Raw genomic sequence first — 24,323 nt, forward strand, 5'->3', positions numbered from 1 at the left:
CGGTTCTTCCAGTGTTCTGAACCGCTGCCACGGTGTTCAGCGCTTTTCGCTGGTGGCATATTCCCCGCCGTGGACGGTCCCTCTGGTGCACCATAGAATCAAGAAGGATTGCCACAGCGACCTGCGGCTTTACACCCGGCGTGGGGGCGCTGCTGCATTCTGAGACGGCTGTTCGTCCCGAACCAGCCGCGGCGTGCTGAAGGGTTGCCATGCGGTCAATGTTGAAACGTGTTCTCGCCGTGATCGGCCTGACGGGGATGCTGGCGGCTCCGGCTGCGGCAGCCTGGGCAGAAGATCCGGTCACGCTCGATCCTGTCACCAAGATCGTTGATTCCGCTGGCGTCCTGGGCGGCAAGAAGGCCGACGTCGAAGCGGCAATCAAAAAGCTCGGGACCGATCACGCCATGACGCTATACGTCGTCTACGTGAAGAAGTTCGAAAATCCCACGGACGGGACAAGCTGGGCGGCCGACGTCGCCAAGAAGGCCAACCTCGGCTCTAATGCGATGTTGCTGAGCGTGGCCACTGAGACCCGAAAGTACCAGCTAAGCAAACCCGCCAGCAGCAAAATCACCAATGCTCAACGCGACACGATTGTGAGGAGCGCCGTCGACCCCCAGCTTCGAAACGGTGATTACGCGCAGGCTGCCATTGACACAGCGGCCGCCGTCGGCGATGCCGCCGGAGGCGGCAGCGGCAACGTACCCTCGGGCGCCGGTGCAGGCACCGCTGTTCTCGTGGGCGCCGGCATCGTGGCCGCCGGCGGTGCCGGCACCTATCTTTACCTGCGCAACCGTCGCAAGAAGGCCGGCCAGGCATCCAGTGCGAGCTACGGGCCGCAGGGGGCCGAACTCGATCCCCTCGCTGGCATGAGCATCGAAGACCTCCGCAGGAAGAGCGGTTCACTGCTGATTGAGGCGGACGACGCCATCAAGTCAAGCGAGCAGGAACTTGGGTTCGCCGAGGCGCAATACGGGGAAGCCGCCGTGGGCAACTTCACCAGGGCGCTCCAGGAGGCGAAGGCGCACATGTCAGAATCGTTCAAGCTGCAGCAGCAGCTGGACGACCACATCCCCGACACCGAGGAACAGCAGCGCAGCTGGCTCGGTGAAATCATCCGGAGGTCGGAAGCCGCTCTCGCCTCACTGCAGGAGCAGAAGGCAGACTTCGACTCCCTGCGCGAACTTGAGAAGAACGCGCCGCAGGCCCTTGCAGCAGTGGACGCAGGCGCCGCCGAGGCCGACGCCAAGATCGCGCGGGCGGACCAGACGCTGGCCGAGCTCCGCGGCAAGTACGCCGACACTGCCCTCACACAGGTTGCAGACAACATCACCCAGGCAAAGGAGCGGCTGGCCTTCGTGCAGAATGCCAGTGCCACAGCACGCGAAAAGCTCGCTGCCGGTGAAGGCAGCCTCGCCGCCGTCGCCGTCCGCGCGTCGGAGGAAAGCCTGCACCAGACCAATGTGCTGCTGGATGCGATCTCCAAAGTGGCCGGGAACCTGGATTCAGCCCGGCAGGGGCTGGAGTCCGCTGTGGTGGACACCTCCCAGGATCTGGCCCAGGCGCGCGCCATGATCCAGTCCGGCGCCCACCCTGAGCTGGAGGGGCCCGTGGCCGGCGTCGAAGCGGCCCTCGCCCGGGTGAAGAGCGAAATCCAGAGCGGCAGGATCGACCCCATTGCCACACTGGAGCGGGTTGAGTCGGCGCACCAGGCGCTCGACCAGGCGCTGGGCGGGATCAGGGACCAGCAGGAGCAGGCCCGCAGGGCGCAGGCTTCACTGCAGCAGACCATCATGTCGGCCCAGGCCCAGATCAGCGCGACATCGGATTACATCACGGCCCGCCGCGGCGGCGTAGGCACGGAAGCCCGGACCCGCCTGGCCGAGGCCCAGCGGAACCTGGACTACGCGCTGTCCATCTCGCGCAACGACCCCGTCACCGCGCTGACCTACGCGCAGCAGGCCCATGCCCTCGCAGCTCAGGCAGCCCAGTTGGCCCAGTCCGACGTCGACAGCTTCGGTTACGCGAACCAGGGGTACGGCCGCGGCGGCATGTTCGGCGGCGGTGGAGGAGGCGGTCTTGGCGGCGCCATCCTGGGCGGCATCCTCATCAACTCCATCCTCAACGGCGGCAGCGGCGGCGGCTGGGGCGGGCACGGCGACGGCGGAGGCTGGGGCGGTGACGGCGGAGGCTTCGGCGGTGACTCCGGCGGCGGCGATTGGGGAGGCGACTTCGGCGGCGGAGGCGACTTCTAGCCGGCAAGACTAACGCCGGTCCCCCACCGGGGAGGCGGGTGAAAGCGGTACATCAACTGTTCACTGAATTCAGTGGCACACACGGAGCAGGACGAAAGGTATCACCATGGTTAAGCAGTCCATTTTCGGCCGCATGGCGCAGCTGGCGAAGGCAAACATCAACGCTTTGCTGGACCAGGCCGAGGACCCGCAGAAGATGCTGGACCAGATGGTCCGCGACTACACCAACAACATTGCCGAAGCCGAGTCCGCGGTGGCCCAGACCATCGGAAACCTGCGCATGCTCCAGGACGACTACAACGAGGACATCAAGAACGCGCAGGACTGGGGCAACAAGGCCCTTGCAGCCTCCCGCAAAGCTGATGAATTCCGCAGCGCCGGCAACGCGGCCGACGCCCAGAAGTTCGACAACCTGGCCAAGGTGGCGCTGCAGCGCCAGATCTCCTCGGAGAACGAAGCCCGCGCCGCCGAGCCCAACATCGCTTCCCAGAGTGAAGTGGTGGACCGTCTCAAGACCGGCCTGGACCAGATGAAGAACAAGCTGAACCAGCTGACCAGCAAACGGAACGAGCTGGTGGCCCGCTCCAAGACGGCTGCCGCGCAGTCCCAGGTCCACGACGCCCTGCGCAGCATCGACATCCTGGATCCCACCAGCGAGGTTGGCCGCTTCGAAGAAAAGATCCGGCGCGAAGAGGCCAAGGTCCGCGGCCAGCAGGAGCTTGCCGCTTCGAGCCTCGACGCCCAGTTCAACCAGCTGGAGGACCTCGGCGAACAGACTGAGATCGAGGCCCGGCTTGCCGCGCTGAAGTCGGGCAATGCCAAGCCCGCCATCGGGGCCGGGGGCACTGCATCGGCATCGTCCTCCACCGTGGACGAGGCGGATTTCGACAAGCTGTAACCCTGCAGTGAAACAGGCGCCACCAGCGGAGGCCGGGATCCACGTGATCCCGGCCTCCGCCGTCTCAGGTCCCTGCCTCCTCCGTACGTGTAGCGTGTGACCATGGCCTCCACCATTGTCTGGCTCCGGGACGACCTGCGCCTCGACGACAACCCCGCCCTCGCTGCCGCGGCCACGCTGCCGGATCCGCTGACGGTGGTGTACATCCTCGATGAGGACTCGCCTGGGATCCGTCCGCTGGGGGCAGCCACGAAGTGGTGGCTCCACCACTCCCTGTCCGCCCTGGCCGCCGGTCTTGAAGCGCACGGATCACGCCTGCTGCTGCGCCGCGGTTCCGCCGCCCGGGTCATCAAGGACCTGGCCGCTGAGACAGGCGCCTCGAGACTGTACTGGAACCGGCGTTACAGCCAACCGGAGCGGACCATCGACGACGGCATCAGGGAGTGGGCTGCCGGCCAGGACATCGAGGCCGCCAGCTTCCAGGCGAACCTGCTGTTTGAGCCGTGGACGGTGCGCACCGGCTCGGGCGGCCCGTACAAGGTCTTCACACCCTTCTGGCGTTCCTGCCTGGACGGCGCAGACCCGCGGCTTCCGGCGGATCCGCCCGGCAAACTGCCCCGGCCCGCCGCCGGATCCTCCGGCCGGCCGCTAACCGGCGACCGCCTGGACAGCTGGAGGCTCCTCCCCCGGCACCCGGACTGGAGCGGCGGCCTTGGCGCCACGTGGACCCCTGGCGAAGACGGCGCCCATGAACGGCTGGAAGAATTCCTGGACAGCCCCGTGGAGGACTACGCCAGGGGCCGGGACCTGCCGGGAGTGGAAGGCACGAGCCGTCTCTCGCCGCACCTCCGCTTCGGCGAAATCAGCCCCTTCCGCGTCTGGCACGCCCTCCGGGAACGCTTCCCCCGGCACGCACCGGCCGACGTCGGGATTTTCCGGAGCGAGCTGGGGTGGCGGGAATTCTGCTGGCAGCTGCTGTACGAGAACCCGGACCTGGCCACGCAAAACTACCGCCCGGAGTTCGACCGCTTTGCCTGGCAAACGCCGTCGGACGCCGAACTGAAGGCATGGCAGCAGGGGCGCACCGGGTACCCGCTGGTGGATGCCGGCATGCGGCAGCTGTGGCAGACAGGCTGGATGCACAACAGGGTCCGGATGGCTGCAGCATCGTTCCTGGTCAAGAACATGCTTGCCGACTGGCGTCTTGGCGAGGCCTGGTTCTGGGATACCCTCGTTGACGCAGACGCTGCGAACAACCCTGCCAACTGGCAGTGGGTGGCGGGCTCAGGGGCGGACGCGTCGCCATACTTCCGCATTTTCAACCCGGTGACGCAGAGCAGGAAGTTCGACGCCGGGGGCAGCTACCTCCGCAGTTACGTGCCGGAACTGGCGGAGCTGGATGACCGGACCGTTCACGAGCCATGGAGGAATCCGGAGGCGGCGTCCGGTTATCCGGAGCCGCTGGTGGGCCTGCAGGAATCCCGGGAGCGGGCGCTGGAGACGTACCAGCGGCTCAAGGACGGTTAAGCCTTAGGACGGCCGGGCAATAAACAGTTCCAGCGGGTCAGCGGTTGCTGACCTTGCCCATGAGGGATGCGATCGGGCGCAGGAACAGCGGGCGGGCCAGGAACCAGGCGGCGACCATCACGGCGACCGAAGCCAGGAAGAACCAGAAACCTACCCAGCTCACGTCGTCACTGCCGCCGTACATGTGGTTGAGGTTGCGGAGCGCACCCGTGGCCAGCACCAGGAACACGTGCACCACGATGAAGGCCACGAAGTAGATCATCACCGGGAAGTGCACGGCACGGGCGGTCTCGATCGGGAAGGCCTTGTTCAGCCCGGCGGCCTTCTTGGGCCACACGGCGGACATCCGCAGGCCCGTGATGAACGCCAGCGGCGCGGCGATGAACACCGTGGCAAAGTAGGTCAGCAACTGCAGGGCGTTGTAGTTCACCCAGCCGTTCTCCGTGGGCCAGTTCAGCGAGGCGTACTGCAGGCCGGCCGAGACCGCGTTGGGGAAAACATCCCAGGACGTGGGGACGATCCGGGTCCACTGTCCGGTGGCGAAGAGCAGGATCACGAAGACGAGCCCGTTGAGGATCCACAGCACATCCAGGGTCAGGTGGAACCAGAGGTCCAGGCTGATCTTCGTGGGCGCCGTCCTGGTCTTGATGAGGCCCTTGTTGTTGCGGGTCCAGTAGCCTGCCGGGCGGGTGGTGTTGCGCACCTGGTAGCCGGAGCGGATGATCAGCAGCAGGAAGAACGCGTTCAGGAAATGCTGCCAGGCAAGCCATGCCGGGAAGCCCACGGGGGCACCCGCAGGAAGCTCTGAATGCCCCGGGTAGTCCGCAATGAAGTCGCGGACGGCGGGCAGGCCGATGATCCACTTTGCGAGGAGCACCACCAGCACCAGGGCCACGAGCGCTGCCGGCACGGCCCAGTACAGCCTGGTGCGCTTGCCCCTGGCAGTACCGGACTTGTTCTTCGTTGTGGACATCGAACTACACATTCCTCTCGAGAATGACTGACCAGTGTGGGCGCCGCGCGCCGGCCAGGAATTCCGGGCCCTGCGAATAGAGAATACTAGGTCCCCCGAGCACATGAACAAATGCTCCGGTAATGCAGAAAGCCCCGACCACATCGTGGCCAGGGCTTCCCTTCTGGTTGCGGGGACAGGATTTGAACCTGTGACCTCTGGGTTATGAGCCCAGCGAGCTACCGAACTGCTCCACCCCGCGTCGCAAGAACTACTCTACCGGCCGGTGAACAGCAGGCCAAATCCAAACGACGTGATCTGCGTCTCCGGCATCCCGGCTGCGCGGCTGACGCCCGCACATCCTCTACGGGAAAGGCCGGCCCTCCCATGCGGGGAAGGCCGGCCTTTGACGGGCTCAGCGGAGCTGGGTCAGCAGAACGTCAGCAGAGCGTCAGCTGCTGGGAGACGGCGTCGGCGTCGCGGACGGCGACGTCGGGCTGCTGGCCGTCCCGGTGCTGCCAAGCCGCGCCTCGGCGTCAAGCGCCTTCCGCAGCGCATCGGAGAGCTTCTTCTGCTGCTCGCCGTACGCCGCAAAGTCGCCCTTGGCCAGGGCTTCCTGGCCCGCCTTGATGGCCGCGTTGGCTTCGTCCAGGGCTGCCTTCAGCGCTGCCTTGGCATCATCCGAGCCCGTTGACGGCGGGGTGGCCCCGCCACCGGGCGCGGTCGGCGTCTTGCCGTTGGACGCGTCCCCTGCCTGGGCTCCGGACCGGCCCCCGAACAGCTGGTTGAGGGCCTCATCCAGGGTGGGCGCGAAGCCGATCTTGTCGCCAAAGGCGACCAGGACCCTCTGCAGCGTCGGGTAGGAGGTCTCGCCCGTGGACTTGAGGTAGACGGGCTGGATGTAAAGCATGCCCCGGGCGGCGGGAAGCGTCAGCAGGTTGCCGTTGAGCACATCGGATGCACCCTGCCGCAGCAGGTTCAGGGCCTGGGAGACCGCGGGGTCCGAGTTGAACTTGTTCTGCGCCTGGCCGGGGCCGGGCACCTGGGATTCCGGCGGAACCTGCAGGAGCCTGAGCTGCCCGTAGCTTTCCGCCTTCACGCCCTTCTGCGAACCGGCGTCGGAATCGGCCGCGAGGAAGCCGTAAAGGACGTTGCGGGCGTTGTTGTTGACCACCTGCGGAATGTAGGAGGACGTCAGCTGGAACGCGGGGGCCTTCTGGTCCGGCATCTGCAGCGACATGTAGAACGGCGGCTGCTTGACCTCCTGTGAGACGGTGGGGTCGTTCGGAACGCTCCACGCGTCGTCGTTCTTGTAGAAGCTCACGGGATCCGTCACGTGGTAACGGCCCAGCAGCTCACGCTGGACCTTGAACAGGTCCTCCGGGTAGCGGACGTGGCTCATGACTGCGCCGGACATTTCCGAATAGGGCTTCAGGGTGGACGGGAACACCTTCTGCCAGGCCTTCAGCAGCGGATCCTGGTCATCCCAGGCGTACAGCGTGACGGAACCGTCGTAGGCGTCCACAGTTGCCTTGACCGAGTTGCGGATGTAATTGACGGAGCTGTTGGGCAGCGCGACGTTGCGGCCGGCGGTGGTCTGCGAGTCCGTGGTGGCGTCGGAAAGCTGCTCCTGCTGCGAGTACGGGTAGTACTGGCTGGTGGTGTAGCCGTCCACGATCCACTTGACCCGTCCGTCAACCACCGCGGGGTAAGCGTTGCCGTCGACCGTCAGGTAAGGCGCCACCTTCTGCACACGCTCACGCGGGTTGCGTTCGTACAGGATCTGCGAGGCTTCGTTCACGCCGTCGGACAGCAGCAGGTCCGAGGACTGGAACTTGATCGAGTACAGCACCCTGTTGAAGAAGCTGCCGACGTTCGGGCCGCCGTTTCCGGTGAAGGTGTACTGCGTCTCGCCGCCCTCCCTGGATGCCGGACGGTCCTGTTCGCGGGGCGATGCGCCTTCCGGTGCACCCACGATCGAGTAGTCCGGGGAGTCCTCGCCAAAGTAGATGCGCGGTTCATAGGTCTGGTCATTGCCCAGCACGCCGGTGGACGGAATGCCGGACTGCAGGAACTCCGGCTTTCCGTCGGTGGTGAATTTGTTGCCCTTCGCGGCGACAACACCGTAGCCATGCGTGTAGACGACATGGCGGTTCAGCCAGGACTGCTGGTCGGCGGCAAGGCCGTCAGGGTTCAGCTCGCGCACGGCGATGACGGTGTCCTGCACCTTGCCGTCCACCATGTACCGGTCGACGTTCAGTGCTTTGGGGAACTGGTAGTACGGGCGGAACTGCTCAAGCTGGGAGAACGCGTCGGAGATGAGGTTCGGATCCAGGAGCCGGATGTTCGCCGTGGTCTGGGCGTCCGGGGCAAGGGCGCCGGCGGTCGTGGTGGTGGTGGCGTTGTACCGCTCCACCTTCACCTGGTCAAGGCCGTACGCTGCCCGGGTCATGCCGATGTTGCGCTCGATGTACTTCCGCTCGAGGGTCTGCTCCGAGGGCCGGACCTGGAACTGCTGGATGACCCACGGGTAGACGCCGCCGGCGAGGATGGAGGTGATGACCAGCATCGCGGTGCCGATGACCGGAAGCCGCCACTTGCCGATGATCGCTGCGACGATGAAGAGGATGGCGACGAGGGCCGCCGCGACAGCCAGGATCGCCTTGGTGGGGATGACCGCGTTGACGTCGGTGTACAGCGCACCGGCCCAGCGGCCCCCGCTGTTCTGCAGTGCCGAGTAACGGTCCAGCCAGAAGTTGATGCCCAGCAGGATCAGGAATGAGGCGCCGGTGACGGCGAGGTGGATCTGCGCGGCGCGGCTGGTGAAGATGCCGCGTTCCATGATCCTGATGCTGCCGTAGAGGTAGTGCGTGAGGATGCCTGCGATGCCGGCCACGATGGCCACGCTGATCAGGAATCCGGTGACGAAGCCCAGGAACGGCAGCGTCATGAGGTAGAAGCCGATGTCGAGCCCGAACTCAGGATCAGTCTGGCCGAAGGACTCCTGGTTGAAGAACAGCATCACTTTCTGCCACTGGCTGGAGGCGGCGCTGCCCGCGAAAAGACCAAAGAGCACGGGCAGACCGATCATGACCACCCGCCGCACCGGTTCCAGCTGCGCCTGGTAGCGGTTGAGGTTGTCCCGGATGTCCGAATCCGGTGCATAGACCGGCCGGGCGTGGTAGGCGATGCGGATGGCGTAGAACACGGCGGCGAACATGATGAGGAAGCCGGCGGCGAAAATTCCGATCCTCGCCAGGTTCTCCGTCAGGAACACCTCAAAGTAGCCAAGCTGCTGGTACCACAGGACGTCCGTCCACACGTTGGCGAAGAAGATGAACCCGACGACGACCAGCGCAACGACGATGAGCGTGGGCGTCAAAGCACCGCGCCTTGTCTGCAGTTTTCCGGGCGGGGTGGGGCTGGCAGGACGGGACAAACTCGTACCTCATAGCTTTGTCAGTTGCTGTTCTTAATTTTAAGTTTTCAGTGGAGGGCACGCATTGCGCCGGCACCGGCTCTCAATTAGTGCCACGAGCGGACCGGGGCCTTAGTTCCTCGATTTAGTCTAGTTGTTGGTGCAGGCCGGAAGTCCCGATGTGTCGGCGCCCTTGGCCGCCAGCTCCACGGCGGACTTCGCTTCACCAAGGTTTTCCACCTTGACCACCTGCAGTCCGTCCGGAATGTGCCCCACCACCTCGGCGCAGTTGGCCGCCGGAGCCAGGAACATCGTGGCGCCGTCAGCCCGGGCACCGTGCATCTTCACCGCGATGCCGCCGATCGGGCCCACCACGCCGTCGGGGCTGATGGTGCCGGTCCCGGCGATGTGTTTTCCGCCCGTGAGGTCACCGGGCGTCAGGGTGTCCATGATTCCCAGGGCGAACATCATCCCGGCGCTCGGGCCGCCCACCTTGTCGAGTGAGATCTTCACGTCGAACGGGAACGTGAAGCGGTACTGCAGCAGAACACCCAGGATGTACCGTCCGGAGGGGTTCCTGGCCGGCGTCACCGTTTCCGTGACCTGCCTGCCGTCCCGGCTTACGACGACGGCTGCGGGCTTGCCCTTACCGGCGGCCAGTTCCTCCTGGATCACCTCCAGTGACGTCACGGCCTTGCCGTTGATGGACGTGAAGACGTCACCCTTCTGCAGCTTCCCCGCTGACGCCGAGCCATCGGACAGGTCCGCCACTTCGAGCTTCTGCCCGTAAGGGATGTCCAGGCCCTTCAGGGCCGCCGCCACCGCGTTCTCCTGGGAGGTGGCCATGGCCACGGCACTCTCCTGCTGGGACTCCTCCTTGGTCACCCCCGTCGGGAAGATCAGTTCCTCGGGGTACACCGCTTTGGAACCGTCAAGCCACGCCGAGAATGCCTCAAAGACACTGACGGGACCGTTGGGGCCGCCGTCGACATAGACCGTGGTGAGATCGAGGTTCCCCTTGGCAGGGAACGTCTCGCGGCCGGAAATGCTGATCACGGGCTTCGCGTTTTCCGTGCCCAATGTGTTGAACGTGGGCCCTGGCGATTCCACCACGTACGGAACCGGCAGCACCGCCGCCGCCACGCCCAGCCCGAGCGCAAGGAGTCCGGACAGCGTCATCGCGGAGATGCGCGGGTCCCGGCCCCGGGCACGCCGGGATCTGGGCGCTTCTCCGGTTCCGTCGGAAGTCCCGCCACCGGAGGCGGGCGCCGGGGATTCCTCTGCGGGCTGGCCGCCCTTGGTAATCGTCACTGAAGGACCTCTCCGCACCGCGTCATTCAGCGCTGCACCGCGGCAGCAGCCCGGCGGACAGCCGGGCGCAGCCTACATACGTTCCGGTTTCTAACACTACGCGTCCCGGCCGGCCGTTAGCTCTTTGCCTACAGCGAAAGTGCCTGCTTTCAGCAGACAGCCCCTCCCGCACGGGGTAGCGTGAAGTTGATTAATAGTCACACCGACGATCGGCGGGATCATGACCTCCAATCCACTCAATCCGTCCAACGGCGACGAAAACCCCAAGGATCCGCTGGCGGAGATGCTGCAGAACCTTATGGGCGGCAAGGGCATGGGCGACATTGACCCCGCAGAACTGGCCAAGGCCGCCGGACTCCCGAACGACCCCAACCTGCTGGCCCAGATGTTCTCCCAGGTCCAGGCCATGATGAGCGCCCCCTCCGAGGGCCCCGTCAACTGGAAGCTCGCCCACGACAACGCCCGCCGCGTGGCCGCAGGCAGCACCGACCCGTCCGTCACGTCTGCCCAGTCACGCGAAGTGGATGAGGCGCTGCGGCTCGCCGAGCTGTGGCTCGACCAGGTCACGGACCTTCCCGCAACCGGCCTCATCGGCAAGGCGTGGTCGCGGGCCGAATGGGTCGAGGAGACACTCGGCACCTGGAAGCGCCTGACGGAGCCCGTGGCGAACAGCGTGGCCAACGCCCTCTCCACCGCCATGACCGAACAGATGCCGGAGGAGATGAAGTCCATGATGGGCGGCGCTTCCTCCATGCTGCAGAACGTGGGCGGCGCCATCTTCGGGATGCAGCTGGGCCAGGCCATCGGCGCGCTCTCCACTGACGTTGTCAGCTCCACCGACATCGGGGTTCCGCTGGCCGATCTGGAAATGGCACTTCTGCCCGGCAACGTGGCCAAGTTCGGCGAAGGCCTCAGCCTTCCGGAGAACGACATCCGGCTCTTCCTCGCCGTCCGCGAGGCCGCCCATGCCCGGCTCTTCGTCCAGGTCCCGTGGTTGCGCGGACACCTGCTGGGCGCCATCGAGGCCTACGCCCGGGGCATCCACATCGACACCTCGCGGATCGAGGAACTGGCCCGGGACCTTGACCCCAGCAACCCGGAGGGCATCCAGGAGGCCCTGTCGCAGGGCGTCTTCATGCCGCAGCGCACGCCGGAACAGGATCTGGCCCTGCAGAAGCTGGAAACAGCGCTGGCCCTCGTCGAAGGATGGGTGGACGAACTCACCGCTGCCGCCACGGAGAAGGTCCTGCCCTCCGCCGCGGCGCTCCGCGAAACGGTCCGCCGCCGCCGCGCCACCGGCGGTCCCGCAGAACACGCGTTCGCATCCCTCGTCGGGCTGGAACTGCGCCCCCGCCGCCTCCGTGAGGCCGCCACGCTCTGGGCATCGCTCAAGGCTGAGCGCGGCATCGACGGCCGCGACGCGATCTGGAAGCACCCGGACCTGCTTCCCACCGCCGAGGACCTTGACGATCCCAAGGGCTTCAGCGAACGCCGCAAGCTCGCCGAGGCCAGTGACAGCGAAGTGGACGACGCGCTGCAGAAGCTCCTGAACGGCGGCTTTGACACCCCGGCTGACAATGACGCCGGGGACAAAGACGCTGAGGATAAAGACGCTGCGGGTAAAGACGGGAAGACTGACGGCGGCACGGACAACAGCAGCACGAACGAGGGTGACGGGGGCGGCGGCGAAGCTCCGAAGAGCTAGCGGCCGCTAGAGGCCGACGTTGCGCTAGAGGCCGACGTTGAAGGGCAACCGCCCGGCGTCGGCCTCTTCTGTTTGTCCTGCTTCGCCTTGTCCGGCTTCTTCCTGCGGCTCGCCGGGGGCCACGCCGCGTGACATGGCAAACGACACGCCCTCCAGGAATGCCTTGGCACGTTCCGTTTCCGGGTACGCCTCCAGCAGTTTCCAGAAGGCAGCGTTGTGCCCTGCCACCAGCAGATGCGCGAGTTCGTGCAGCAGCACATAGTCGATGACCCACTGGGGCATGGGCCGGAGCTTGTCCGAGAGCCGGATGGACCCGTCGGAGGGCGTGGCCGAACCCCAGCGGGAGTTCTGGTTGCTGACCCACCGGACCGACGTGGGCGCCGACCTGCCGCCGAGGTACCTGGCCGAAAGCTGTGCCGCGTGCGCGGCGAGCGCCGCGTCCGAGGCCGGCCTGCGTCCCGCGCCGCGCGACCGTTTCTCCCCCTGCGTCCGGAGCTTCTGGAGCATCCGGTGGACCCAGTCCGCCTCCTGTGCTCGGGTGAAGTGGGCGGGTATGGCGACGACGGCGGTTCCGTTCTCCCAGAAGGCCGCAACGGTGCGGCGCCGGCGGGCGGAACGCCGCACCTCGACGGGAGCCCCGTCATGGGTGGTCAGCGGCGTCGTGGCGCCATGTATGCGGGCGCCTTGGGTTCGGGTGTCTTGGGTTCCGGTGCTTCGGTTTTCAGGCATCAGAGGGTGCTGCTTTCCGTTAGGACCGCGAGGACTGCTTCGCCGTACCGCTCAAGTTTGGACGGGCCAACACCTGCGAGCCGGGCAAGTTCCTCCAGGGAGGACGGCCGGGCTTCGGCGATGGCGGTGAGGGTCGCGTCCGTGAACACCACGAAGGCCGGGACGTCGGCCGACTGCGCGACCTCCTTGCGCCAGTCACGAAGGGCGTTGAACGTTTGCTCTTCGTAGCTGGGCGGACACTGGCTGCAGCGTCCCACCTTCCGTTCGGCTCCGGTGGCCAGCATGCTGCCACAGACCCGGCAGGACGCTGGTGCGGCCGCCTTGCGGCGCGGCGCTGTTCCCCTCCCCCGGGCTGCCGAACTCGTCACCGAGTCCGGGCGCAGCCCGTCAAGGAAGCGGGACGGCTTCCGGTTGGCACGCCCGCCCGGGGTTCTCGCCGTGGACCACGACAGGGCGAGATGCTCCCGGGCCCGCGTGATTCCCACGTAGAGCAGGCGGCGTTCCTCGTCCACGGCTGCGGGAGTATCTGCGAAGGAGATGGGCATGAGGCCCTCGCTTAGTCCCACGAGGAAGACCGCGTCCCATTCGAGGCCCTTCGCCGCGTGCAGGGAGGCCAGCGTTACGCCCTGCACGGTGGGGGCGTGCTGGGCAACCGAACGCTCCTGCAGCTCGTTGACAAAGTCCGGGAGGCCGAACTGCGGCCCGCGGTTCTGCGCCAGCTCGTCCGCCAGGGCCACCAGGGCGGCCAACGATTCCCAGCGTTCCCGCAGGGCACCGCCGCTGTGCGGGGCGGTGTCCGTATAGCCCAGCGACGCTACGATGTCGCGCACCAGCTGGCCCAGCGGCTCGGGCTCGGACGCGGAAACGGCGCGGGTGGCAGCACGGAGCTGCAGGATCGCGTCGCGGACCTCTTTCCGCGCGAAGAACCTCTCGCCACCGCGCAGCTGGTAGCCGATTCCGGCCGAGGCAAGAGCCTGCTCGTAGGCCTCCGACTGTCCGTTGGTGCGGAAAAGGACGGCGATTTCGCTCGCCGGCACGCCGTCGTCGAGAAGGGTGCGGATCTTCCCGGCGACTGTTGCGGCCTCGGCTTCGTCATCCGTGCATTCCGTGAACTGCGGCCGTGGCCCCGGGCTCCGCTGGGCCACGAGCTTCAGCGGCGTGGCCCAGGCGGCATCGGCCGCCGGTCCGCCGCTGCGGCGCGAGGCCAGCAGGTCATTGGCCAGCGCCACCACCTGGGGTGTGGAACGGTAGTCCCGGACCAGCTTGACCACGTTCGCGTCCGGATACTGGGCCTTGAATCCAAGGAGATGCTTCGGGGACGCTCCCGTGAACGAGTAGATGGTCTGGCTGGCGTCGCCCACGACGCACAGCTCATTGCGGCCGCCAAGCCAGAGCTCCAGGAGACGCTGCTGCAGCGGGGAAACGTCCTGGTATTCGTCCACCACGAAGTGCCGGTACTGTTCCCGGACCGTTGCCGCTACCTTCGGGTCTTCCTGCAGAATGCCAACGGTGATCAGAAGGACGTCCTCGAAGTCGATGACGTTACGGTCGGTCTTGACGTCCTCGTAGGCCTGGAACACCCGCGCGACGGCGGTGAGGTCGAAGCCTCCCGGCGCCCCCCTGTCCTGCGCATTTTCCAGGTAGTTTGCCGGCGTGAGCATGGACACCTTGGCCCACTCAATTTCCGACGCCAGGTCCCTGATGGAGGCGCGGTCGGTGCTAAGCCTCAGGCGGCGCGCAGCCTCGGCGATCATCTGGGCCTTGTGGTCCAGCAGGTTGGGCAGCGCCCCGCCGATCGCCTGCGGCCAGAAAAACTGCAGCTGCCGCAGCGCGGCCGCGTGGAAGGTCCTGGCCTGGACATTCCCGGCCCCGAGATCCCTGAGCCGGCTGCGCATTTCCGCTGCCGCGCGGGCCGTGAACGTGACTGCCAGCAACCGCTGCGGGCTGTAAACACCGGAGTGCACGCCGTAGGCGATCCTGTGGGTGATGGCACGGGTCTTGCCGGTGCCGGCTCCGGCGAGCACGCAGAGCGGGCCGGTCAGGGTCGTGGCCACTTCCCGCTGCTCGGCATCGAGGCCGCCAAGGATCCGGTCCTCCAGGGAGGCACTGCCATCAGGAATTTCTGTCGTCACTTCTTGCTGCTTGCTTTGTGTGGATGGATGCTGGTTCAGGCGTCCGCCGGACGGTCCTGGATCACGCCGCCGTACCAGTGCTCAATCAGGGCCCTGGCAATGGAGAGCCGCGTGGAGATCACAATCTCTCCGCTGAGCACGGCTTCCTGGATTTCCTCCCGGCTGAACCAGCGCGCCCTGGTGACCTCGACGCCGTCGGGCTTTGCTTCCGTGTCATCGGTGACGGCTGTGAAGCCGAGCATAAGGGATGCCGGGAAGGGCCATGACTGGGAGCCGAGGTACTGGCAGGCCTTGACCCTGACGCCCACCTCTTCCTGGATCTCCCGGACCACCGCCTGCTCCAGGGACTCCCCGGGCTCAACGAATCCGGCCAGCGTGGAGTAGTTCTTGGCATCCAGCGGGCCACCGCCGCCCAGCAGGACGCGGCCGTCCGGGCCAACCACTGTGACAATGATGGCCGGGTCCGTGCGCGGATAGTGTTCGGAGTTGTCGGCGGGACACCGCCGGACCCAGCCGCCGGCTTCCACGTCCGTGACGGTGCCGCACCGGGGACAGTGCGTGTGGGTGGCGTGCCAGTTGGCAATGGCACTTGCTTCAACGAAGAGTGCGGTGTGTGTGGGATCCAGCTGCGCGGCGATGTCCCGGAAGCCTTCCCAACTGGCTGCAGCGGGGAGACCGGCCGGAGCGGGCTCCACCCGTTCCGGCAGGATGAAGAGCAGGAGCTGAGTCCCCGCAGGCAGACCGTCCGAGCCAAGTGCGGTGCCAAGATAGATGACGTGGGCCGGGGCGGAGGCCAAAGCCTCAAGCCGCTCCAACAGCGGGGTGGCCTCGGCCAGGACAAGGGCGTCCCCGTCCACCAGCGCATGCCGGCCGGACAGGATCATGGCTTTGGCGGTTCCGGCGGCTAACAGGTCCTCTACGAGGCCGGGCCGCATCCGCTCGACGGATTCCCTGTTGACCATCGCGGGCCGGACCGGCAGCACGGTGTCGAACAGGTGATTGGCGGGCAGCTCTCCTGCCCGCAGACGATTTTCCGGGATGGTGCCCGCCGTTTGACCGACCGGCGCAGCGGCCTCCGCATGACTCATGTATCCACCGTACTGACTCGCACTGACAATTTACATTTTGGGAGGGCCCGGAAGGCCCGGACACGGAGGCTCCTCCCCGCCCCGCGCCAGCCATATTTGGTCGGATCTGGAGACTCGCCGCGGCACATCATCGTCTTGGACGCCGCTCAATCTACCGTGGAACCGTGAGAAGAGAACCCATCGAACTGGCAGCTGTGGCCACCGCGGCAGTCCCCGGACTGAGCCCTACCGCTGTGAGCTCTGCCCCGGATGACCCGGCAGACTTTGATTCGGCTCTCCTCCTTGATGCCGAAGGCAAGCGCTGGCGCGTCCGCTCACCCCGCCACGCGGAAGCCAGCACCAGGCTGGAGACCGAGTTCCTGGTCCTGCGCGCCTTCGCACCGGCCATTCGCGCCGAACTGCCGTTCCTCATGCCGACCGTGGCCGGCACCGTGCGGCAGCAGAACCTCACCACCTTCGTCTACTCGCACCTGCACGGCGCCACCCGTACGGTGGAAGAGCTGACCTCGGGTCCGCAGGAGCTTGCCAAGGAGATCGGCACGGCGCTGGCCGCCATCCACGACCTGCCCCGCACACTCGTAAGCAACGCGGACCTGCCCAGCTACACCCCGAACGAGTTCCGCCAGCGCAGGCTCAACGAACTCGACATGGCCGCCACTACGGGCAAGATTCCGGCCCTCCTGCTCCGCCGCTGGGAACACGCCATGGAGGACGTCTCGCTGTGGCGGTTCAACCCCTGTGTGGTGCACGGTGACCTGCACGAGGACAACCTGCTGGTCGAGGAAAACCGTGTCACGGCCGTCACTGGCTGGACCGACCTCCGCATCGGGGACCCCGCAGACGACCTCGCCTGGCTCGTGGCGTCCAATGAGCACGAGTTCGTTGACGCCGTGGTCAAGCACTACAGGGCAAAGCGACGGGACTCCCCCGACAACCATCTGCTGCGGCGCGCCGCGCTCTCGGCCGAATTCGCGTTGGCGCAGTACCTTGTCAAGGGCATCGCAGCAGCGGACAGCGAGATGATCGCCGAGGCGGAAGGGATGCTCTCCACTCTGGCCGACGACATTGCCGAGTACGGCGGACAGCCGATCAGCGTGGAACCGCTCCCGCCGGCCAAGCCCGGGTCCCCGCCAACCGGACAGGCCGCGGCTTCACCCGGACTGGTGGACGCACCTGCAGCCACGGATGTCTCGGAGGCCATGCCCGCCGTCCACGTCACGCCCATCCCGCCCGCAGTGACGCCGCCCGCTGTGGAGGTAACGCCCATCCCTGCAGATGAGGTGAGAGCCGGGAAAGACGCGGATCAGCCGGCTGGCCGGCCGGCAGGCCCGGATGCTTCTTCTGAACCGGACAGCCCCGGGTCATCCGGCGAAGCCGACGCCGCCCAGGGGGAGGATGAGGCACCGGCTCCGAAGCCATCGGGCGCCGACACGTCGACGGTTGCCCTCACGGTCGTCGAGGCCAAGACGCCCTAACCGGTCAGGTTTCCTGGTTAGCCAGGGCAGCGGCCACGATTCCTTCCAGCTCGGCGGCTGATGCGAGGTCGTGCGGGCGCACCACATGGTTGTCCGCCACGTAGAAGAAGGCTGCACGAACCTCTTCCACCGGCACGCCCTTGAGCCTTGCCCAGGCCAGCCGGTAGACGGCCAGCTGGACGCCCTTGGTTTTCAGCTGCGCTGCCGAGGGCCGGCGGCCGGTCTTCCAGTCCACCAGGTCCCATCCGCCGTCGGCGTCACGGAACACGGCGTCGATCCGGCCCCGGACAACGACGTCGCCGATGCGGGTCTCCACGGGGACTTCGACGTAGGCCGGCGACCGGTGAGCCCACCGGGAGTTCTTGAAGGTGGCCACCATGTCATCGAGGCCGTATGCCTCGTCAATGTGGTTGTCAGAGCCGGGTGCTTCGCCGAGATCCAGCATTCCCGCCGTTCCGAAGTACTCCTCCACCCAGGCATGGAAGGCGGTGCCCTTGCGGGCGGACATGCCCGGTTCGCGCGGGACTGGTCGCCTGAGCCGCTGGACCACGGCCTCGGCGTCTTCGCCCAGGTCCACCAGGGTTGACGCTGAGATGTGTCCGGGCAGATGCACGTCACGGCTCCGGGCCCTCCTTGCACGGCGTTCCAGAAGGAGGGTAGCCTCGCGTTCCCAGCCGGCCGCCAGGGGGCGGAGCCGCTCGCCTTCAGGAAGGCCGGGCGTGCCGGCCTCGGCAGCAGCGATCTCGGCAAGCAGCCGCTCCGCGGCCCTGTCCATGGCCGCTCGCCGGCCCGGAACCAGCCGGAGCCGGTTGCCGTTGCGCGGGTCCACGGGACCTTCGAGCGGATCGTACGGCCAGGCCGCCACCTCCAGTTCGCGGGTCAGGGGACTTTCCGTGGGCAGGGATTCCTCGTCGACCGAGGCGGGATGGATCTCCGCAGTGTCCTGTTCGGCCAGCGGCGCGAGCTCGGCAAGGAACGGCGACATCTCTGCAATCGCCCCGCGCCCACCGACCCAGGCACCGCTGGAGACCCAGAGCACATGCTTGGCGCGGGTGTAGGCCACGTACGCGAGCCTTCGCTCCTCAGCCTCCCCATGGGCCTGCACGTCTCCCTTGAACACCTTCTCGGCGTCCAGCCACCCCTTTTGGTCCGGCTGGTCAAGGTCCCACTGGGGAAGATCCGCACGGTCACCCCGCAGCGGCCAGGGCAGGGCCGCGGAACCGCTGCTCCACCTTGAGTCACGGCTGCTGGGGAACGCGCCCGAGTTCAGGCCCGGCACGAACACGACGTCCCACTCGAGTCCTTTGGAGGCATGCACCGTCAGCAACTGGACTGCCTCGTGGTTGACGTCCGCCGGCGGAACGTCCAGGCCGCCCTCCTCTGCTGCCGCCGCTTCCAGCCAGGAAAGGAAAGCCAGGACATCAACCCGGTGGGATGTCTGCAGGAAGCCGGCGGCCGCGTCCTGGAAGGCATCCAGGTTCCGCCGCGCCTGGTGGATGCTGAACCCGGGCCTCGCGGCAACCTCGATGTCCAGCAGCATGGCCCGCTCCACTTCCCCGAGCAGCGTGGTCAGGTCCTCGCCGATCAGCCCCCGAAGCTGCCGCAGCTCCGTGCCAAGGCGCTGCAGCCGTTCGCGGGCGGCCGGCGTCAGGCAGCGGCCGTGCGCCGACGTCCACCCCTCGTGCGGCAGCCAGTCCAGGGCTTCGACAAGGCTGGCGGCGTCGGTGATGTCCCCCTCGATGATGACGTCCGCGGCGTCCGCATCCCCTTCGTCCCCGTCTGCCGGGCCGTTGCCGCCCGTTCCGCGGCCGTCGTCGGCCATGCCGCGGCGGCGGGCCAGGAACGCGGACCAGTCCCGGAACGCCATGAGGTCGGCGGTGCCGATGCGCCACCGCGCACCGGCCAGGAGCCGCATCAGGGAATCCGACCGGCCGGGGTCGGCCAGGACCCGGAGCGTCGACACCAGGTCCACGATTTCGGGGGTGTCCAGCAACCCGCCGAGGCCGACAATTTCGTAGGGGATGCCTGTGGCCTCGAACTCCTTGCGGAGGCATTCCATCTGCGCGCGCCTGCGGCACAGGACGGCCATCGCCGGCTGGACGCCCGGGGATGAGGCGTCGAAATCCGTGGCCCGGAACTTCAGGAGGTCCTTGGCGATGGCCGCCGCTTCATCCTCATCCGTGGCGAAACGGCCGATCACTACCCTGCCCTGCACTGCAGCGGGGCTGGGCCGCAGCGCAGGCACTTCCACGGCGGCGCCGGAGGTCCGCTGGCCGGCAGGCCCGGACTGCGCCGCGGCGGCGCTGAGCGGGGCGGAGATGAGGTTGGCTGCAGCCAGGATGTTGCGGCCGTTGCGCCAGGCAGTGGTCAGGTAAGACACCGGGGCGGGTCGGCGGGTCTCCGTAGCCGTCTGGCTGTCCTTCACACTGACCGGGAACTCGTTGACGAAGTGGAACAGCTGGCCGGCGGAGGCCCCGCGGAAGCCGTAGATGGACTGGTTCGGGTCGCCTACGGCGGTGACGGCGTGACCGTCCCCGAAAAGCCTGGAGAAAAGCACCAGCTGGGCGTGCGACGTGTCCTGGAATTCGTCCAGCAGCACCACCTTGTAGCGCTGCCGTTCCATCTGGGCCGCCAAGGGCACCTCCCGGGCAACGCGTGCCGCGAGCGCCACGAGATCGCCGAAGTCCAGGGCTCCCCGTGCCCGTTTGGCGTCAGCGTACCTTCCCACGAGCTCCGCCACGCTGGCCCTGGTCCGAAGCATCGCTCCCAGCTCGCCCGCGGCCTGGGACGGGTTCTTCTTGGCGCCGGCCACGTAAGGCAGGGCCTCGAACTCGGCGAGCCGCTGCATCAGCCAGCCGTGAACGCCGTCCGGGTCCTGGAGGTGTTCAGCACACTCCCCCGCCAGCTGGATGACCGCTTTGACGAGGGTGGACTTGGCCACGCGGAAATGCGAGTACTCGCCATCGAACGCCTCGACGACCTCACTGGCCAACTGCCAGGCCTGGGCACCGCCCAGCAGCACGACGTCCCGTTCGATGCCGAGCCGCAGGCCGTAGTCGGAGACGATGCCGCTGGCAAACGAGTGGTAGGTGGAAACCTTCGGCTCCAGGGCGTCCGCGCTGAGCAGGGCCCCCGCAACGGCGCCACCAGCGCCCGCAGCGGCACCGGCAACGCCTGTGACCGACCGTTGCAGTGCACTGAGCTTGGTGCGGATGCGGCTGGCGAGTTCCCCGGCAGCCTTCCTCGTGAAGGTGACCCCGAGGACTTCCTCCGGCTTGACCCAGCCGTTCGCAACAAGCCACACGACGCGGTCGGCCATGGTGGCCGTCTTGCCCGACCCTGCACCGGCGATAACCAGCCGGGGCGTAAGCGGCGAGGAGATGATGGCCGACTGTTCCGCCGTCGGCAGGTTTTTCTCCCCCAGCAATACGGACAACTCTTCGGGACTGAACCTGGGCTCGGGCAGCTCTGCCGTCCGGCTCATTCGGTAACCTGCTTTCCACGTGCACACAGCGGACAAACCTCCGGCAGCCGGCAGCCGAGTCCGCCGAAGCCTGCCTTGGCGGGATCGTGCCTCGCCTCGAATTCGTGCCCGGACATCACCGCAGCGGCATCGTTCACCATGTCCATCGCCCAGTTATCCCCGGGCTCCAGCGGATCCTGGTGCTGGATGCCCGGGCTCTTCGTAGTGGTGCCCAGCTGGGCAAGCACTGCGCCGCCGGGCACTGCACCCGCCGCGTCGGCGCCGAAGCCCCCGGCCAGAACGGCCGCCTGGTAGGCGCCCAGCTGGGGATGCCTGCCCAGTTCGGCCTTGCCCGGTTGCCGCTTGCCGGTCTTGAGGTCAACGATCACCAGGCGCCCCTCGGCGTCGATCTCCAGCCGGTCCACCTGTCCGCGCAGCACGGCCGAGCGCGGCCCCTCGTCAGTGGGAACGTCCGCGCGGGGGACGGAACCGGGCTCGGGCAGCGCCACCTCGAAGTCCTGCTCCACGCCTGCAAGACGCCTGTCCTCGCTGCGCATGACGAGGATGTACTGCGCCAGTTTCCGGACCATGGCCTCTGCCCGGCGGAAGTCCAGCTTGCCTTCCCAGTTGTCCTTCATGCCCAGTGCAGGCCAGCGCTTGACCAGTTCGGCGAGGTATTCGGTTCCGCTGGCCTCGGGGAGGTCCTGTGCGATGGCGTGCACCAGGGTACCGAGGCTGCGGGCGAAGTCTGTGGCCGCTTCGCCACCGGCGGCCTGGATGAACCAGTCGAGCGGCGATTTCTGCACCGATTCCACCTTGGACGGCGAAACATAGACGGTGCCGCCGGGCGGCACAACCCGGTCCACGGATGTCAGCGGGGCAAGCCCCCACCACGATTCCGGGTGGGCGCCCGGTACGGGCGGTTCCGCTGTGGCGAGCCGGGCGAGGACGCGGACGGCCTCATCCGCCTCGGCTGAAAACCTGCCGTCCAGCTGGGCGTACTGGCGGAGCTCTGCCACGAGGGCACGGAGCGTCAGGGGCCGCTCCACCGGGGTGTAGCCCCGCCCGTCCTGGTCCGGCAGCAGCGGCGCCACGTAATCCAGGAAGGAGGACGGCTGTTCATCCTCTGACGACACGGCGGTGCACAGGAGCACCTCCTGTGCCCGCGAGACCGCCGTGGAAAAGCTGCGGAGTTCGTCGTAGCGGATCTCCCGCAGGCGGCTCAGCGGGCCCAGCTGGAGCGCGTACTCCACGCCGTGTTCGACGGCGTCGGCGAACAGGGTGCTGCCCAGCAGTTCACCGCGGAGACGGGTGTTGGGCCAGACACCTTCCTGCAGTCCGGCGACGATAACGAACGGCCATTCCCGGCCGGCGGCACTGGCCGGCGTCATCAGCTCCACGGCGTCATCCACCTGGGCGCGCGCCGCCAGGGTGTCCATGGGCAGTTCCTGGTTCAGCAGGTATTCCAGGAACTGTTCCGGTCCCGACCCGGGCATCTGGTCCACATAGCGTTCAGCCGTATGGAAGAGTGCCATCATGGCGTCAAGGTCGCGGTCGGCCCGGGATCCGACGAGCCCGCCGGCCAGGGCCGCGGCAGTCCAGGTTCCCGCGAGCCCGGTGGAGTGCCAGAGGGCCCACAGCACCGTTTCCGCGTTGGCGCCGGGTTCGGCGACGGCCTTCCGGCCGGCCTGGATCATGCGGGCCACCCGGCGCGCGGACCGGCCCTCGATGCCCAGTGAGCCGAGTGCGCCGGGTTCCAGCAGCGCCTCGACAAGCAGCGCATCGCTGGAGCGGCCACCGCCGCCAAGCAGCTCCTCCCGCCGCAGCGACTGGCGGAGCCGGCGCAGCTCGAGGGACGTTGCCCCGCCGACCCGGGACGTCAGGAGTGACACGGCCGATTCCGGCGTGAGGACCGCCGGGTCCAAGGCCACCGCATAGGCGTCGAGCAGCGGACGGACAGCCACTTCATCGCGCACGGCGGACTCGGCCACCGGAATCCGGACGGGAATCCCCTGGCCGGAGAGGTAGCGCTGCAGCTGGCTCAGCTGGCCGCCGTTCCGGACAATCACAGCGATGTCCTCGAGGGGCCGCCCGTCCCGAAGGTGCGCCTCGAGGATCCTCTGGGCGACGTAGCGCAGCTCGTGCACCGGCGACGGCAGGAGGTGCGCTTCCACGGTGCCGTCGGTCACCGTGGCTTCGGTCTCTGCGCCGCCGGTCTCGGCGCCTTCGGCTTCGGCGCCGGCTGCGTCAGCGCCGGCGGCATCGGGGACAACCGGGTCCAGGCGCCGGGCCAGCTGACCCCCGGCCCGGAGGGAAATCCGGTCCGCTACCCCCAGCCAGGCCCGGGCCACTGCCGGCCGGTGCCGGTGGGCGTGGACCAGCGGCTTCTCAACGACCGCGCGTTCCTCGCCTCCCAGAAGGACGGGGAGCTCCGCCACGAGATCCGGCCGCGCGCCGCGGAAACCCTGCACCACCGTGTCCGGCGCCGACGTCACATAAACGTCCTTCCCGGCTGCGACGTCAGCCAGGAGCTCGAAGACCGCCGGATTGGCCTCCTGGATATCGTCCACCAGGACCAGCTGGAGACGGTCGCGTTCGGCCGCCAGGAACTCCGGAAAATCCTGGAAGAGCTGGCGTGCGGCCGTGATGATGCCCGCAGGATCGAACGCCTCCGGCATGCGGAGGTCGAGGACGTCGCGGTATTCGGCGTACAGGGCAGCAGCGGCAACCCAGTCAGGCCGCCCGCACGCGTGGCCCAGGCCGGCGAGGTCATCGGCGGTGCGGCCTGCCTCCGTGATCCGGTCAAACAGCTGGCGGACCTCATGCCGAAACCCGCGCGTGGGCAGGGCCGCCATGAGGTCATCGGGCCAGGGCAGCCCAAGGCCCGGCAAGGCATGGCCCTCCAGCAGTTCCTTGATGATGAGGTCCTGTTCGGGGCCGGACAGCAGGCGGGGGGCCTTGGACAGCGGCAGGAGCCCCTCCGCCTTGGCACGGCGGATGAGGTCAAAGGCGTACGCCGCCCAGGTACGGGCCGGTGTGGTGCTCAGGCTCCTGTTCAGCCGGGCGGTGAACCGGTCGCGGAGGGTATCGGCAGCAAGCCGTCCGGGAGCAAGAATGAGGATGCGCTGGGGGTCGACCCCGCCTGCCTCCACCCGGCGGATTGCCGCTTCAATGAGAACGGTGGATTTTCCGGTGCCGGGCGCGCCGGGGACCAGCACGGGGCCGGCACCGCGGGGCACTTCGACGGCGGCCAGCTGGTCCTCAGTGAGCACCGGAACGCGCGAGTGCACTTGGCGGGGGGGCAGCAGCCGAAGACCGGCGGATGGAAACCCGGCCGCGGAGAGGGAGTCCGCGTGGTCCTGTTCCGAAG

The 24,323-nt window shown here is 67.4% G+C and carries 13 protein-coding genes and 1 tRNA gene; 5 read left to right on the forward strand and 9 right to left on the reverse strand.

Features of this window, described 5'->3' with window-relative positions; all coding sequences use genetic code 11:
- The first annotated feature begins 209 nt into the window (after positions 1–209).
- The 3 genes from ACFUTU_RS10745 (at position 210) to ACFUTU_RS10755 (ending at position 4,680) form a co-directional block, all read left to right on the forward strand.
- Entirely contained in the window at positions 210–2,255 is a 2,046-nt protein-coding gene (locus tag ACFUTU_RS10745) for a TPM domain-containing protein (protein WP_377964004.1), read from the forward strand.
- Positions 2,256–2,361: 106 nt separating this feature from the next.
- Positions 2,362–3,153: a PspA/IM30 family protein gene (locus ACFUTU_RS10750; protein WP_377964006.1), complete on the forward strand. Its 792-nt coding sequence runs from the start codon at positions 2,362–2,364 to the stop codon at positions 3,151–3,153.
- A gap of 102 nt (positions 3,154–3,255) precedes the next feature.
- Positions 3,256–4,680 carry a cryptochrome/photolyase family protein gene (locus tag ACFUTU_RS10755; RefSeq protein WP_377964008.1) on the forward strand — a complete coding sequence of 475 codons (1,425 nt, stop codon included), beginning with the start codon at positions 3,256–3,258 and terminating at the stop codon, positions 4,678–4,680.
- A 37-nt stretch (positions 4,681–4,717) separates the two neighbouring features.
- On the opposite strand, the gene ACFUTU_RS10760 is transcribed toward ACFUTU_RS10755, so the two are convergent.
- The 4 genes from ACFUTU_RS10760 to ACFUTU_RS10775 form a co-directional block, all read right to left on the reverse strand.
- A complete protein-coding gene (locus tag ACFUTU_RS10760) occupies positions 4,718–5,653 on the reverse strand; it encodes a cytochrome b/b6 domain-containing protein (RefSeq protein ID WP_377964010.1) in 936 nt (311 codons plus the stop codon).
- Positions 5,654–5,817: 164 nt separating this feature from the next.
- Positions 5,818–5,894: transfer RNA gene (locus tag ACFUTU_RS10765), tRNA-Met, on the reverse strand.
- A gap of 189 nt (positions 5,895–6,083) precedes the next feature.
- Positions 6,084–9,071 carry a UPF0182 family protein gene (locus tag ACFUTU_RS10770; RefSeq protein WP_377964012.1) on the reverse strand — a complete coding sequence of 996 codons (2,988 nt, stop codon included), beginning with the start codon at positions 9,069–9,071 and terminating at the stop codon, positions 6,084–6,086.
- Positions 9,072–9,200: 129 nt separating this feature from the next.
- The gene (locus ACFUTU_RS10775; protein WP_377964014.1) at positions 9,201–10,361 is read right to left on the reverse strand and encodes a PDZ domain-containing protein; all 1,161 of its coding nucleotides are present in this window, start codon (positions 10,359–10,361) and stop codon (positions 9,201–9,203) included.
- Positions 10,362–10,581: 220 nt separating this feature from the next.
- Here ACFUTU_RS10775 and ACFUTU_RS10780 point away from each other — a divergent pair, with 220 nt between their 5' ends.
- The gene (locus ACFUTU_RS10780) at positions 10,582–12,066 is read left to right on the forward strand and encodes a zinc-dependent metalloprotease (RefSeq protein WP_377964016.1); all 1,485 of its coding nucleotides are present in this window, start codon (positions 10,582–10,584) and stop codon (positions 12,064–12,066) included.
- Between the two features lie 24 nt (positions 12,067–12,090).
- On the opposite strand, the gene ACFUTU_RS10785 is transcribed toward ACFUTU_RS10780, so the two are convergent.
- The 3 genes from ACFUTU_RS10785 to nudC are packed head-to-tail and all read right to left on the reverse strand — an operon-like array spanning position 12,091 to position 16,015.
- Positions 12,091–12,795: a M48 family metallopeptidase gene (locus ACFUTU_RS10785; protein WP_377964018.1), complete on the reverse strand. Its 705-nt coding sequence runs from the start codon at positions 12,793–12,795 to the stop codon at positions 12,091–12,093.
- Positions 12,795–14,927 (reverse strand): ATP-dependent DNA helicase UvrD2, encoded by a 2,133-nt coding sequence (locus ACFUTU_RS10790; RefSeq protein ID WP_377964020.1) that lies wholly within the window; start codon positions 14,925–14,927, stop codon positions 12,795–12,797. Before ACFUTU_RS10790 ends, ACFUTU_RS10785 begins: the two co-directional genes overlap by 1 nt.
- A 35-nt stretch (positions 14,928–14,962) precedes the next feature.
- A complete protein-coding gene (nudC, locus tag ACFUTU_RS10795) occupies positions 14,963–16,015 on the reverse strand; it encodes an NAD(+) diphosphatase (protein ID WP_377964022.1) in 1,053 nt (350 codons plus the stop codon).
- Between the two features lie 164 nt (positions 16,016–16,179).
- Between nudC and ACFUTU_RS10800 the strand changes: the two genes are divergently transcribed.
- Entirely contained in the window at positions 16,180–17,490 is a 1,311-nt protein-coding gene (locus tag ACFUTU_RS10800) for a phosphotransferase (RefSeq protein WP_377964024.1), read from the forward strand.
- A gap of 4 nt (positions 17,491–17,494) precedes the next feature.
- Here ACFUTU_RS10800 and ACFUTU_RS10805 read toward each other — a convergent pair whose 3' ends face one another.
- Together ACFUTU_RS10805 and ACFUTU_RS10810 are read right to left on the reverse strand one after the other, a co-directional pair.
- Positions 17,495–20,974, reverse strand: coding sequence for an ATP-dependent helicase (locus tag ACFUTU_RS10805; RefSeq protein ID WP_377964026.1), 3,480 nt, complete (start codon positions 20,972–20,974; stop codon positions 17,495–17,497).
- Positions 20,971–24,243, reverse strand: a complete 3,273-nt coding sequence (locus ACFUTU_RS10810) for an ATP-dependent helicase (RefSeq protein ID WP_377964103.1) — start codon at positions 24,241–24,243, stop codon at positions 20,971–20,973. Before ACFUTU_RS10810 ends, ACFUTU_RS10805 begins: the two co-directional genes overlap by 4 nt.
- Between the last annotated feature and the right edge of the window lie 80 nt (positions 24,244–24,323).

Origin of the sequence: Arthrobacter sp. NPDC057388, from assembly GCF_042668165.1 — a bacterium.
Lineage (GTDB): Bacteria > Actinomycetota > Actinomycetes > Actinomycetales > Micrococcaceae > Arthrobacter.

Excerpts from the sequence above, each read along its gene's own strand:
- ACFUTU_RS10745 (WP_377964004.1), top strand. The coding sequence starts at position 210 with ATGCGGTCAATGTTGAAACGTGTTCTCGCCGTGATCGGCCTGACGGGG.
- ACFUTU_RS10780 (WP_377964016.1), top strand. The coding sequence starts at position 10,582 with ATGACCTCCAATCCACTCAATCCGTCCAACGGCGACGAAAACCCCAAG.
- ACFUTU_RS10755 (WP_377964008.1), top strand. The coding sequence starts at position 3,256 with ATGGCCTCCACCATTGTCTGGCTCCGGGACGACCTGCGCCTCGACGAC.
- ACFUTU_RS10760 (WP_377964010.1), bottom strand. The coding sequence starts at position 5,653 with ATGTCCACAACGAAGAACAAGTCCGGTACTGCCAGGGGCAAGCGCACC.
- ACFUTU_RS10750 (WP_377964006.1), top strand. The coding sequence starts at position 2,362 with ATGGTTAAGCAGTCCATTTTCGGCCGCATGGCGCAGCTGGCGAAGGCA.
- ACFUTU_RS10785 (WP_377964018.1), bottom strand. The coding sequence starts at position 12,795 with ATGCCTGAAAACCGAAGCACCGGAACCCAAGACACCCGAACCCAAGGC.
- ACFUTU_RS10805 (WP_377964026.1), bottom strand. The coding sequence starts at position 20,974 with ATGAGCCGGACGGCAGAGCTGCCCGAGCCCAGGTTCAGTCCCGAAGAG.
- nudC (WP_377964022.1), bottom strand. The coding sequence starts at position 16,015 with ATGAGTCATGCGGAGGCCGCTGCGCCGGTCGGTCAAACGGCGGGCACC.